Here is a 12,680-nt window from a genome sequence, read left to right on the forward strand (position 1 = left end):
ATATATTCCAGGTAAAAACTATTAAGTAACAGGATTTTCTACGGCCGTTCTCATTTCCTGAGCTGCGGCAACCATTTCAATTAAGGCTTTTTTAGTTTCGTCCCAATGACGGGTTTTTAGACCGCAATCCGGATTTACCCAAAGCTGGTCAACCGGAATTACAGCCGAAGCTTTCTCTAATAAACGAACCATTTCTGTACTCGAAGGTACACGCGGAGAGTGAATATCGTAAACTCCAGGACCAATCTCGTTTGGATATTTAAAGTTAGCAAACGCATCTAAAAGCTCCATTTGCGAACGAGAACATTCAATCGTGATAACGTCAGCATCCATATCGGCAATATTTTGAATAATGTCGTTGAACTCACTGTAACACATATGGGTGTGAATTTGTGTATCGTCATTTACACCGCTTGCCGAAATTCTGAAAGCTTTTACAGCCCAGTCTAAATAATTTGCCCATTCTTCTTTTCTTAAAGGTAAACCTTCACGAATTGCTGGTTCATCGATTTGGATGATTTTGATTCCAGCTTCTTCTAAATCCACAACTTCATCGCGAATTGCCAATGCGATTTGTGTACAAGTTTCAGAACGAGGCTGATCGTTACGTACAAACGACCATTGTAGGATTGTTACAGGGCCTGTAAGCATTCCTTTTACCCATTTTGGCGTTAGAGACTGTGCATATTTTGACCATTTTACCGTCATTGGAGTTGGTCTTGAAACGTCTCCATAAATAACCGGAGGTTTCACGCAGCGGCTTCCATAACTCTGAACCCATCCATTTTTTGTAAATGCAAATCCAGCTAATTGTTCTCCAAAATATTCTACCATATCGTTGCGCTCGAATTCTCCGTGAACCAAAACATCAATTCCGGTTTCTTCTTGAAAACGAATTGCAGCTTCGGTTTCTTTTTCTATTAAATCGTTGTATTGTTCTGTGGTTAATTCTCCTTTTTTGAATTTTGCTCTCCAGCTTCTTACTTCGGCTGTCTGCGGAAAAGAGCCAATTGTAGTGGTTGGGAATAATGGCAGATTTAAAGCTTCAATCTGGCTTTTTCTTCTTGTGGCAAAAGCACTTTTACGTTTATCATCGGCAGCTGTAATTCCGGCAACACGCGCTTTAACTTCATTATTATGAATTAATTTTGAAGTTTTTCGGTTGTCGTTTGCAATTACATTTCTTTCGTAATCAACAGAATTTTTAACATCTACTTCGTTTGAAGCGAATTGTTTTAATAATACAATTTCGTTAATTTTTTGTTTTGCGAAAGCTAACCATTGCTTAATTTCAGGAGTTAAAGTCTGGTCGTTTGTTTCTAAATCTAAATCACACGGACTGTGAATTAAAGAACAAGAAGGAGCAACAAGAATTCTATTTTCTCCTATAACATCAGCTGCTTTTTTGATTAATTCCAAAGATTTTTTGAAATCGTTTTTCCAGATATTTCTTCCGTCAACAACTCCAAGAGAAAGATTTACGTTTGAAGCTAGTTTTCCAGACTCTAAAATATCATCTAACTGAAGCGGACAACGCACTAAGTCTAAATGGAAAGTATCAACCGGTAAAGCCAAAGCCGTTTCCAGATTTTCACCAAAACAATCAAAATAATTTGCCAGAATGATTTTAAGTTTTGGAAAACGAATGTGGATTTCATTATAAACTTGTGTAAACGTTTTTCTTTCTTTATCGGTTAAATTTAAAGCAAGGAAAGGTTCATCAAGCTGAATATATTCGGCGTTTTCTGCTTGCAGTTTTTCGAAAATTTCGAAGTAAACAGGAAGTAAAGCATCAATAAGATCAATTCGGTTAAAACCTTCTTCTTTTTCTTTTCCTAAAAGCAAATAGGAGATTGGCCCAATTAAAACTGGTTTTGTAGCAACTCCTAATGCATTTGCTTCTTTAAACTCATTGATTACTTTTTCTGAAAACAATTCAAATTTTTGGTTCTTAGTAAATTCAGGAACAATATAATGATAGTTCGTGTCGAACCATTTTGTCATTTCCATTGCTACAACATCCTGACCGTCTTTTTGCGCACCTCTTGCCATGGCAAAATACAAATCCAGAGACGAATTTGTTTTAGCTAATTCATGATAACGTTCCGGGATTGCTCCAACAGTCAAAGTCAAATCCAAAACCTGATCATAAAAAGAAAAATCATTAGACGGAATTAAATCAACTCCCGATTCAGATTGTAAATGCCAGTTTTTAATTCGGATTTCTTTTCCTGCATCAATAAGTTCATCTGCAGAAATTTTTCCTGACCAGTACAATTCACAGGCTTTTTTTAATTCTCTGTTGCTCCCGATTCTTGGATAACCTAAATTATTTGTTTTCATTTTTGTTTCAGTTTTTTTTACTGAACAAATTTATTGTATTAGATTTTATAACTTATATTTGGGGTTTATTTCAGTAAAATGTGTTTTTAAATTATTATTTTTAAGATTTTATTACTGTAAAATTATTTTAAATGAACCTTTAACCATAAAAAAAACTATGGAAAATCTTGATAAAACTGATTTACTCATCCTGAAACACCTTCAGGAGAACTCAAATATCAACACAAAAGACCTTGCCAGTAAATTATTTTTGACTGTAACGCCTGTTTATGAGCGTATAAAAAGATTAGAAAGAGACGGTTACATTACAAAATATGTAGCGCTTTTGGATAAGAAAAAAATGAATCGAGGCATGACTGTTTTTTGTAATGTGCGTTTAAAAGAACACGCCAAAAACGTGGGGAGCAATTTTGTAAAAGATATTGTAGCGCTTCCGGAAATTATAGAATGTTATAATATTGCAGGCGATTATGATTTTATGCTGAAGATTTTAGTTCAGGATATGGAGCGGTATCAGGATTTTGTAATGAACAAATTGTCGACCATTGAAAACATCGGAAATACAAATAGTATTTTTGTAATGGGAGAAATTAAACACAGCACAGCCTTAGAGTTTTAGCGTTTAATTTGGGGTTAATCGATGTAAAACACATCAACGACGAAATGCACCATCAATTAACGGGATTAACCAATAAAAATACTTTAGAGGTTGCAGCGTATAGAGAATCTACCGGAAAACCAATGTGGCTGCGTTATGTTTTAGTTCCCGGCTGGACAGATCAGCCTGAATATCTGGAAGAATGGGGACAATATTTTGCCAATTATAAGACAGTTGAACGTATAGAAATAATTCCTTTTCATCCGCTTGGGTCTCAAAAATGGGAATTGCTTAAAATGAATTATTTGCTTAAAGATACTCCTGCGCCAACAGCAGAAAGTAAAGCAGAGGCATTTACTGTTTTTAGTAAATATTTTAAAAATGTAATCCTTAAATAAAACATTGTGTTTTAAAATAATAATTGGACTGCACAAAGCTTTATCTTTTAATTATACAGGGATTAGTCTATTTTGTTTGAATAAAATCCTAAAATAAAATGTATTTTTGAACTTTTAGATCACCAATCTAAAATCGTTAATCTACAATCTAAAATACAAATGAACTGGGAACAACTTTTATCATTAAAACGTCAAGGAGATACAATCAAAAGATTACGTGCAGAACAAGATGATACACGATTAGGTTTTGAGGTTGATTATGACCGAATTATATTTTCGGCTGCATTTCGTTCTTTACAAGATAAAACCCAGGTAATTCCACTTTCAAAAACAGATTTCGTACATACCAGATTAACGCATAGTTTAGAAGTTTCGGTTGTAGGACGATCTTTAGGGCGTTTGGTTGGTAAAAAAATCATCGAAAAATATCCTTATTTAAAAGAAGTTCATGGATATCATATGAATGATTTTGGCGCAATTGTAGCGGCTGCATCTTTGGCACACGACATTGGAAATCCGCCTTTTGGACATTCTGGCGAAAAAGCAATTGGAGAGTATTTCTCGAGCGGAAAAGGATTGAAATACAAAGATAAGCTTACAGCAAAACAATGGCAGGATTTAATTGATTTTGAAGGAAACGCCAATGGATTTTCAGTATTAACGGCAAGCCGTCCGGGAATTGAAGGCGGACTTAGAATTTCGTATGCTACTTTAGGTGCTTTTATGAAATACCCAAAAGAAAGTCTCCCAAAAAAGCCAACCAACAATATTGCAGATAAAAAATACGGTTTCTTCCAGACGGATAAAGCATTCTTTGAAGAAGTGGCCGATGATATGGGATTAATTGGTAATAAAGAAGAAGGAGATATTGGTTATGAAAGACATCCTTTGGCTTATTTAGTTGAAGCTGCAGATGATATTTGCTACACCATTATCGATTTTGAAGACGGAATAAATCTTGGTTTGGTTTCTGAAGATTATGCTTTAGAATATTTAATTAAATTGGTGAAAGACAATATTGGAATTGAGAAATACAATTTGCTGGAAACCAAAGAAGACCGAATTAGTTATTTGCGTGCCTTGGCAATTGGAGCTTTAATTAGTGATGCGGTAGAAGTTTTTATTGAAAATGAAGAAGCAATTCTAGCCGGAAATTTCCCTTTTGCTTTAACTGAAAAAAGTAAGTACAAAGCACAAATGGATGATATTATCAAACTGAGTGTAGAAAAAATCTATCAAAGCCGTGAAGTTATAGAAAAAGAAATTGTAGGATATCAAATCATTCAGACTTTGCTGGATAAGTTTATCACGGCATTCAATAACAAATACGAAGGAACAGCTTCAAATTACGATAAATTGATTTTAAAAATGCTTCCGGAAAAACATCATTTAGAGAAAGGTAATTTATATGAACGTCTGCTTCATATTTGTCATTACGTTTCACTTTTAACTGATGGAAATGCTTTAGAATTATACGAAATGATTCAGGGAAGAAAAAAGAATTAATATTCTCCTTATAAATAAACAGCCGATAAGATAAATTTCTTATCGGCTGTTTATTTATAAAGCAAGAGTTATTTATTATTGAAAAGCATAAACTAAACCAACTCCTAAAACTTGTCTTAACTGCATTCTTGGTCCGTCATTAACCTGAGATGTTGATCCTGTTGCAGGGTCAACTACATCTTTTTTAGTTTTAATGTCATCATCATATACTAAATGAATACCAATATTGGCTTTTACATATGCATTAACAACAAGATCTAAACGAGTATCATAATCGATATCTACGTTACCAAATTTATTTAAATAATCAGTATATAAAGTTAATCGGTTTTCGTAAAAAACATTTTTGTAGATTTCATTTTTCATATACCCCGTTAACAGAATACCAAATTCCGCCTTTACTTTCTGTCCTTCTTCAATCAATATTTTAGTATTAGGATCTAAAGGATCTGTAGCATAAACAGCTTTTTTAACCCCAAAAGATCCTTGATTTGCTAAAGTTTGATCTAAAACCAACGTAGTCTTTAATGTGATAGGCGAGAAGTAAAAAGTTCTGTTTTTCTTTTTGTTAGAATTTTCAGCTCCGGCTCCTAAAAACACATACGCAGGAGCAAAAGGTTTAGATATCGCAATATCTCGGTTTGGATAATTGTAACCGTCAGTAAATTGTGTGTTGAAGTTAAATTTAGCCGAATAGTACCAGTTTGAAAGAGTATCTTTTCTAAAACCGTAAGTTGAATTGACTAAAAGTGCATCATCTGTTTTTCTAAGTTCTGTACCATCTTGTTTATTCAAACCATATTTTACAATCATCTCGTTGAACCATTTATGATTTCCCTTTATATAAGTTCGTCCAAATTCACCTTTAAATAAACCTGAAATAGAACTTGTACCCCCGGCACTCCAGTTCACAAATGCGATTTCGGAAATATCAAAACCCAGTTGATTTTTTTTAGTCCAGTTAGAAGGAAGTTTAGGTACTTGATTAGGATCTAGTGTTGTTTGTATAATTTGTGCAAAATTCTTTGACGTACACAAAAGCAACAAAAGCAAGAAGGTGAAACGTAATAGATTCATTGATTTTAGTTTTTTTTAGGTGCCGCAAAATAATTATTTTGTGCCGTTAGAAAAAAGATTTATTAAACTTTTAACGTCAATTTTGCACAATTGTTGTAGTTGCAGTACGGTTCCGTGCTCAATAAACACATCAGGAATACCTAAAATGTTGATATTATTTTTGAAATTATTCGCAGCGGCAAACTCTAAAACAGTGCTTCCAAAACCACCATTTTTTACACCATCTTCTATTGTAATTATGTTCTCAAAAACAGAGAAGATAGTGTTTAATAAATTGGTATCTAGTGGTTTAATGAATGGAAAGTCATAATGGGCAATAGAATCTGGATTGGAGCATTCTGCTAAAGCCTGGATGACATTGTTTCCAATTGTTCCGGTAGATAAAACAGCCGTTGTTGTACCGCTTTTTAGACACTTTCCTTCGCCAATTTTAACTTTTTTATAATGTCCGAAATTTTCTACTTCCCAATTTGGCACTACACCGCGCCCTCTTGGATATCGAATTGCGATAGGATTATTCAGACCTAATTGAGCAGTGTATAAAATATTTTGGAGTGCAATTTCATTAATCGGCGCATAAATAATCATGTTTGGAATCGAACGCAGATACGAAATGTCAAAAACACCGTGATGCGTTGCACCGTCTTCGCCCACTAAACCAGCTCTGTCTAAACAAAAAATGACTGGTAAATTCTGCAGTGCCACATCATGAATAACCTGATCGTAAGCACGCTGTAAAAAAGTAGAATAAATATTGCAAAATACCACCATTCCCTGAGTTGCCATTCCGGCAGCAAGTGTAACGGCATGTTGTTCAGCGATTCCTACATCAAAAGCACGATCCGGGAATTCATCCATCATAAATTTTAATGAACTTCCAGATGGCATTGCGGGTGTAATTCCGATTATTTTTTCGTTTTTTCTGGCTAAATCTAAAATGGTTAAGCCAAAAACATCCTGATATTTGGGAGGAAGATTTTCTTCAGATTTTAAATGAATTTCTCCGGTTGAAGCGTCAAATTTTCCAGGTGCATGATATTTTACCTGATTTTCTTCAGCCTGTTGCAGGCCTTTTCCTTTGGTAGTTACAATATGCAGAAATTTTGGACCTTTTATATTTTTTAATCGGTTTAATTCTTTGATTAAAGTTGGAAAATCATGTCCGTCGATTGGTCCTGAATAATCAAAATTCAGAGACTTTATAATGTTATTCTGCTTCGGGTTTTTTCCGTTTTTAACCGCTGTTAGGTATTTTTTTAATGCACCAACACTTGGATCAATTCCAATAGCGTTATCATTTAAAATAACTAAAATATTAGCATCGGTAACTCCGGCGTGGTTTAAACCTTCAAAAGCCATTCCGCTTGCAATAGAAGCATCGCCAATTACGGCTATATGTTGTTTGTCTAAATCGCCTTTTAGTTTAGAAGCAATCGCCATTCCGAGTACCGCAGAAATAGAAGTAGAAGAGTGCCCCACACCAAAAGTATCATACACACTTTCGGTTCTTTTCGGGAAACCGGAAATTCCTTCAATTTGTCTGTTCGTATGAAAAATTTCCCTTCTTTCAGTTAAGATTTTATGACCGTAAGCCTGATGTCCAACATCCCAAACCAATAAATCTTTGGGAGTATTAAAAACATAATGCAGTGCAATTGTCAATTCAATTACACCCAGACTTGCGCCCAAATGTCCTTCTTTAACCGAAACAACATCAATAATAAACTGACGCAGTTCCTGAGCAACCTGAGTAAGCTGTTGTTCTTTTAGGAGGCGTAAATCAGAAGGATTGTATATGTTTGAAAGTAAATTGCTTTTCATTGTAAGGTAAAAAGCAAATTTACGGTTTTAAATTTAATTTTTATTACTGCGTATTATGCAGGAAAATAGGCAGGGAATACTGCATCCTTATTTTTTTTCCGTTTGATTCGCCTGGCTGCCATTTCGGACATGAATTTAAAACTCTGATAATTTCTTTTTCCAGAGGCTCTTCTATCGCGGGAGAACATTCAAGAAACGATACAGAACCGTTTTTTTCTACTGCAAATGCCAATTTTAAATTGAGTTTCCAATAATTAACGCTTTCAGGTTTTTTAAACTCTTTCCCGAAAAAAGTATAGAATTGGTCAATACCGCCGGGAAATTCTGCATTAATTTGAGTTGGAGCATTTAAGGCAGTTTCCTTAATTTCTTTTTTTGAAGAAGCGTTTGTTTTCTCTGTTTTTGTCGATAATAATGTATTTGATTTTAGCTCGTTGTTTTCATTTGTTTTTGAAAATTTAGCAACATCAACTTTTTGTGAAGATACTGGAGGTGTTACAATTTTTACGGAACTATCTTTATTCTCTTGGGTTTCGTCTACAACAACTGACTTTATAACAACAGGATTTGAAACAGCTTGTGTGTCTTCAATTTTTTGTTCTTTTTCATCTTTGTTTTGACAACTGAACAAAGTTGTTCCCAAAGAAACAGACAATACAATTAAAAAGATTTTATTGTTCATTTAATTTTAATCGGCAAAAGATAAGTTGACCTAACAACTTGGTTTTTTAGTTTTCCAGAAATCCAATTTGGAGCTGTTTTTAAAACTCTAATGGCTTCTTACCCTATTTCTTCAGGCGTATTTTTTACGATATTGTAATTACTCAGACTGCCATCTTTTTCGATAACAAATATAATAAAACATCTGCCTTTAAAGCCTTCTTCTGTTTTTGGAACAGTGTAATTGTTTCTAATTTCTAATTTTTAAACCTTCCGCAAATTCCCTTATTTTGATTTTGAATAAAAAAATGCTGTATTTCATCAGGAAGCATCGAAGTAAAATCAACAACAGTTTTAGAACAAATTATACAGAAACGGCCATTTTCAGTTGGCACCATCTGATTCTAGTCTTCATTACAGGGTTTCGGTATTGTTATTTTAAAATTTTGTTCCATTGTTTTGAAATCTATTATATTTCGTTTGGATTTTGTATTTCCTGAATTTCAAAAGAAGTTATTTTTGAGAATTTTCTTTTTCTTCTTTTCTCGTTAAGACTATCTTTTTGTATGGTAACCGATAATTTATAGTAAGCAGTGATTTTTTCTCCATCAATATCAGCAGGAACCCATTTTGGAGAATTTTCTAATACACGAGTTAATTCATCTCCGGTTTCATTTCCAATATCACTTAAAATTTTAATATTTTCAAAAGTGCCATCTTTTTCAATTGAAAAGCTGGCTAAAATTTCTCCCGTAGTTTTCCTTGCTTTTCTAGGCATTACAAATTCATCTTTAATACAGTTATAAAAATCCAAAACTCCATCAGCAGGGTGAGCGAGGCTTTTTGGAGGTAATTCATAAACTCCAATTCCTCCTGCAGTGTAATTTATTGGATTTTCTACATAGTTCCCGCTAATCGGGTCAGGTTCCCCATATATCGTTTCCTCATATTTGGGATAAATTGGTTTTTTATCTGTATTTGTCTTAAAAGTATCTTTATTAACCGCCATTTTTATAGAGTCATGCACAACTTCTATTTTGTCAATCTTTGTCTTGTTTCCATCTTTATCCTGACAGCTAAATAAAGTCGTACCCATTACAATGAATAATGCTAACAAAAATATTTTATGATATTGATTTTGAGTATATAAAATATGACCCGGAATTTGGATAATCAGAGAATCTAACTGCTCATTTTTAAATCTTCCACAAATATTTTTATCCTGATTTTTACCAAAAAAATGTTGTATTTCATCGTTTGACATTATCGAAAAATCGATAACGGTTTTAGAGCAGCTCATACAAAAACGACCATTTTTATTAGGAGTCATTTTATCCCAGTCTTCTTGACAGGGAGTAGAAATCGTTATTTTAAATTTTTGGTTCATTGCTTGTAAATCTACTACTTTATTTCATCTAATTTTTCTACTTCATGGACTTCGACAGATGTAATTTTTGAAAATTTTCGTTTTCTTCTTTTATCATTAAGACTGTCTTTTTGCATCGTAATTAATAAATTGTAATAGTTTGTTGTTTTTTTGCCATTTTCTTCTCCGGGCATCCATTTAGGTGTAGTTTTTAAAACTTTTACAAGCTCTTCTCCAGTTCCATCTCCAATATCATCGATGATTTTTATATTATTCAGGGATCCATCTTTTTCAATCGAAAAAGATGCTTCAATTGTGCCAATACTTTTTTTTGCTTTTGCAGGTGTCTGAAATCTATTTTGTATAGCCTCATAAAATTTTTGAATTCCACCCGGATAACTTGGAACAAAACTAAGCAAACCTGCTCCGCCTAATATGTAGATATCTTCATTATAATTATTTTCTATAACCTGTATTCCGGCGGGTTCAGGAAGATCTAATGTTATTTGAGCAAATGGTTTGTTTTTTTGGGGTTGAAGAGGTTTTTTATTCAAACTATCCTTTAGCAATACGTTTTTAACAATAGTTTTTTGTTTTATAGAATCTTCAATAATTTCAACTTGATCAATTTTTTGTTTATTTCCATTTTTATCCTGACAGCTAAATAAAGTTGTTCCCATTGCAATAAATAAAGCCAGTAAAAACATTCTATGATAACTTGTCTGCGAATAAATAATGCGACTTGGAATTTGAATTGTTATCGTATTTAACTGCGATTTTTTAAATCTGCCGCAAATTTTATTATTTTGGTTTTGAATAAAAAAATACTGAATTTCATCAGGAAGCATTGATGTAAAATCAACAACGGTTTTAGAACAGCTTATACAGAAACGACCTCTTTCATCAGGTATCATTTTGTTCCAGTCTTCATGGCAGGGTTCAGGAATCGTTATTTTGTATTTTCTTTCCATTATTTAATTGTAATCGGTAAAATATAAGAAGTGCGTACAATTTTACCATTAAGTTTTCCGGGAATCCATTTTGGGCTCTTTTTTAATACTCTAACTGCTTCCATTCCAGTGCCAAATCCAAAATCTCGTTTTATTTTGAAAGTACTCAGACTGCCGTCTTTTTCTATAATAAATGAGATCTTAACTTTTCCTGCATATTCTTCTGCTCCATCTGGAACGACATAATTACTGTAAATAAAGTTATAGAGATTTTTCAGTCCATCTTCTGGAGCAGGCATAATGTCTAAACTTGCGGGTTCAAAAACAGCATCATAATCAATAGGTTTTTTAGTTTTAGGTTCGTCAATAACCTCTATTTTGTCAATCTTTGTTTTCTTTTCATCTTTATTCTGACAGCTGTACAAAGTAATTCCCATTGCGATAAACCATACCAGTGAAAAAATTTTATAATATTGGTTTTGAATAAAAAAAGGCTGAATTTCATCAGGTATTATTTTGTTCCATTCTTTATGGCAGGGTTTAGTAATACTGATTTTATAATTTCTTTCCATGTTCAAATATCTAAATTTAAATGTAAGAAAAAAAGTATTGCAAATTTTTATTTTAGGTCATTTATGGATCTTCTAAAGAAAAAATAATGTAGAAATTATTCTTAGTAATTTCTTCAAAAAAGCCCTTTTATAAAGCAATTAATTTTAATGATGTTTAAAAAGAAATCATTTCAAAATCTTATTTTTGCAACTATGATAAATCCTTTCACCGACGAATATTTCATGAAAAAAGCTCTACAGGAAGCTGAAATGGCCTATGAAAAAGGCGAAATACCTGTTGGTGCTGTAATTGTCGTGGCTGATAAAGTAATTGCAAGAAGTCATAATTTGACAGAATTACTAAATGACGTTACAGCTCATGCAGAAATGCAGTCGATAACCGCAGCGGCAAATTTTCTGGGTGGCAAATATTTAAAAGATTGTACGCTTTATGTCACATTAGAGCCTTGCCAAATGTGTGCCGGCGCTTTATATTGGAGTCAGATTTCTAAAATTGTTTTCGGTGCACGCGATGAACAACGCGGATTTCTAAATATGGGAACAAAACTGCATCCTAAAACGACTGTTGTTTCGGGTGTAATGGCCAATGAAGCGGCAGATCTTATGAAACGTTTTTTTCTTGAAAGACGTAAATAGTACTAAAGCATGACGGATTTCTCTATAATAAAAAAGCTTTTTGACATTACTGAACCGAATGGTTTTACCGAAAATGAAATTCAGATTGTAAAAGATATTTTTGGATATCTTCCAAAAGTTTTCATTGATTATTATGCCGAATTGGGTAAAATAGAAAATTTAAATCACACTCAGGATTCGTTAATTGTTCCAGAGCGTTTTCAGCATTTTCAGCATGATGATTATTTAGTATTTTATTCAGAAAATCAAAAAGCGTGCGTTTGGGGAATTCATAAAGATAATTTGTCAAATACTAATCTGCCGGTTTATATAAGTTATGATGAACAAGAGTGGAATCTGGAAACGGAAACTTTATCCGAATTTTTTACTGCAATGGCTTTTCTTCAAGCGGGTTTTGCATTAGAATTTCCCAGTAATGCATTTTATGAAGTACAACAGCATGAATTGGATTTGATCAGCCAAAATTTTTCAAACAAAGGGGTTTCATTTAATGAATGGCTTGAAGGAGTAAAGTTTTATGGAAACCATGATGATGACGTAATTATTATTATGAGTAATAATCAGGTTTTTTATGCAGCTAATTCAGAAAAGCATTTTATAGAACTGGATGAGGTCTTGTCAAAATTAGGAGAAGAACTATAAAAAATAGTATGAAAAATAAAAGCTTTAGTCCAGATGATAGAGGCATCCTTTTTATTACCTCTTTAGCAGAAAAGATATAGCAGGATTACGAATTTTAGGGAGAATAAGCTC

General features: G+C 33.2%; 12 protein-coding genes. 5 read left to right on the plus strand and 7 right to left on the minus strand.

The window, feature by feature from the left end; translation table 11 throughout:
* Positions 1–21 precede the first annotated feature (21 nt).
* Positions 22–2,343, minus strand: coding sequence for a 5-methyltetrahydropteroyltriglutamate--homocysteine S-methyltransferase (gene metE / locus L1276_RS10145; protein WP_253787398.1), 2,322 nt, complete (start codon positions 2,341–2,343; stop codon positions 22–24).
* 157 nt (positions 2,344–2,500) lie between these two features.
* Between metE and L1276_RS10150 the strand changes: the two genes are divergently transcribed.
* The 3 genes from L1276_RS10150 to L1276_RS10160 all read left to right on the plus strand — a co-directional run bounded on the left by L1276_RS10150 (position 2,501) and on the right by L1276_RS10160 (position 4,845).
* A complete protein-coding gene (locus L1276_RS10150; RefSeq protein ID WP_125722151.1) occupies positions 2,501–2,962 on the plus strand; it encodes an Lrp/AsnC family transcriptional regulator in 462 nt (153 codons plus the stop codon).
* 8 nt (positions 2,963–2,970) lie between these two features.
* Positions 2,971–3,339, plus strand: a complete 369-nt coding sequence (locus L1276_RS10155) for a hypothetical protein (RefSeq protein WP_253787400.1) — start codon at positions 2,971–2,973, stop codon at positions 3,337–3,339.
* 159 nt (positions 3,340–3,498) lie between these two features.
* A complete protein-coding gene (locus L1276_RS10160) occupies positions 3,499–4,845 on the plus strand; it encodes a deoxyguanosinetriphosphate triphosphohydrolase (protein WP_253787401.1) in 1,347 nt (448 codons plus the stop codon).
* Positions 4,846–4,920: 75 nt separating this feature from the next.
* On the opposite strand, the gene L1276_RS10165 is transcribed toward L1276_RS10160, so the two are convergent.
* The 6 genes from L1276_RS10165 to L1276_RS10190 form a co-directional block, all read right to left on the minus strand.
* Positions 4,921–5,922 carry a DUF3078 domain-containing protein gene (locus L1276_RS10165; RefSeq protein WP_253787403.1) on the minus strand — a complete coding sequence of 334 codons (1,002 nt, stop codon included), beginning with the start codon at positions 5,920–5,922 and terminating at the stop codon, positions 4,921–4,923.
* A gap of 33 nt (positions 5,923–5,955) precedes the next feature.
* Positions 5,956–7,743: a 1-deoxy-D-xylulose-5-phosphate synthase gene (locus tag L1276_RS10170; RefSeq protein ID WP_253787405.1), complete on the minus strand. Its 1,788-nt coding sequence runs from the start codon at positions 7,741–7,743 to the stop codon at positions 5,956–5,958.
* A 43-nt stretch (positions 7,744–7,786) separates the two neighbouring features.
* The gene (locus L1276_RS10175; protein WP_253787407.1) at positions 7,787–8,425 is read right to left on the minus strand and encodes a hypothetical protein; all 639 of its coding nucleotides are present in this window, start codon (positions 8,423–8,425) and stop codon (positions 7,787–7,789) included.
* A 447-nt stretch (positions 8,426–8,872) separates the two neighbouring features.
* Positions 8,873–9,790 carry an energy transducer TonB gene (locus L1276_RS10180; RefSeq protein ID WP_253787409.1) on the minus strand — a complete coding sequence of 306 codons (918 nt, stop codon included), beginning with the start codon at positions 9,788–9,790 and terminating at the stop codon, positions 8,873–8,875.
* Between the two features lie 14 nt (positions 9,791–9,804).
* A complete protein-coding gene (locus L1276_RS10185; RefSeq protein WP_253787411.1) occupies positions 9,805–10,740 on the minus strand; it encodes an energy transducer TonB in 936 nt (311 codons plus the stop codon).
* Positions 10,740–11,291, minus strand: a complete 552-nt coding sequence (locus L1276_RS10190) for an energy transducer TonB (RefSeq protein ID WP_253787413.1) — start codon at positions 11,289–11,291, stop codon at positions 10,740–10,742. The genes L1276_RS10185 and L1276_RS10190 overlap by 1 nt, the downstream gene beginning before the upstream one ends.
* A gap of 192 nt (positions 11,292–11,483) precedes the next feature.
* On the opposite strand from L1276_RS10190, the gene L1276_RS10195 reads away from it, so the two are divergent.
* Positions 11,484–11,927, plus strand: a complete 444-nt coding sequence (locus L1276_RS10195) for a nucleoside deaminase (protein WP_253787415.1) — start codon at positions 11,484–11,486, stop codon at positions 11,925–11,927.
* Between the two features lie 9 nt (positions 11,928–11,936).
* Positions 11,937–12,569 carry a hypothetical protein gene (locus L1276_RS10200; RefSeq protein WP_253787417.1) on the plus strand — a complete coding sequence of 211 codons (633 nt, stop codon included), beginning with the start codon at positions 11,937–11,939 and terminating at the stop codon, positions 12,567–12,569.
* Positions 12,570–12,680 lie beyond the last annotated feature (111 nt).

The organism is Flavobacterium sp. HSC-32F16 (assembly GCF_024171645.1).
Classification (GTDB): Bacteria; Bacteroidota; Bacteroidia; order Flavobacteriales; family Flavobacteriaceae; genus Flavobacterium.

Excerpts from the sequence above, each read along its gene's own strand:
- L1276_RS10175 (WP_253787407.1), bottom strand. The coding sequence starts at position 8,425 with ATGAACAATAAAATCTTTTTAATTGTATTGTCTGTTTCTTTGGGAACA.
- L1276_RS10185 (WP_253787411.1), bottom strand. The coding sequence starts at position 10,740 with ATGGAAAGAAAATACAAAATAACGATTCCTGAACCCTGCCATGAAGAC.
- L1276_RS10200 (WP_253787417.1), top strand. The coding sequence starts at position 11,937 with ATGACGGATTTCTCTATAATAAAAAAGCTTTTTGACATTACTGAACCG.
- metE (WP_253787398.1), bottom strand. The coding sequence starts at position 2,343 with ATGAAAACAAATAATTTAGGTTATCCAAGAATCGGGAGCAACAGAGAA.
- L1276_RS10160 (WP_253787401.1), top strand. The coding sequence starts at position 3,499 with ATGAACTGGGAACAACTTTTATCATTAAAACGTCAAGGAGATACAATC.
- L1276_RS10195 (WP_253787415.1), top strand. The coding sequence starts at position 11,484 with ATGATAAATCCTTTCACCGACGAATATTTCATGAAAAAAGCTCTACAG.
- L1276_RS10150 (WP_125722151.1), top strand. The coding sequence starts at position 2,501 with ATGGAAAATCTTGATAAAACTGATTTACTCATCCTGAAACACCTTCAG.
- L1276_RS10190 (WP_253787413.1), bottom strand. The coding sequence starts at position 11,291 with ATGGAAAGAAATTATAAAATCAGTATTACTAAACCCTGCCATAAAGAA.
- L1276_RS10165 (WP_253787403.1), bottom strand. The coding sequence starts at position 5,922 with ATGAATCTATTACGTTTCACCTTCTTGCTTTTGTTGCTTTTGTGTACG.
- L1276_RS10170 (WP_253787405.1), bottom strand. The coding sequence starts at position 7,743 with ATGAAAAGCAATTTACTTTCAAACATATACAATCCTTCTGATTTACGC.
- L1276_RS10180 (WP_253787409.1), bottom strand. The coding sequence starts at position 9,790 with ATGAACCAAAAATTTAAAATAACGATTTCTACTCCCTGTCAAGAAGAC.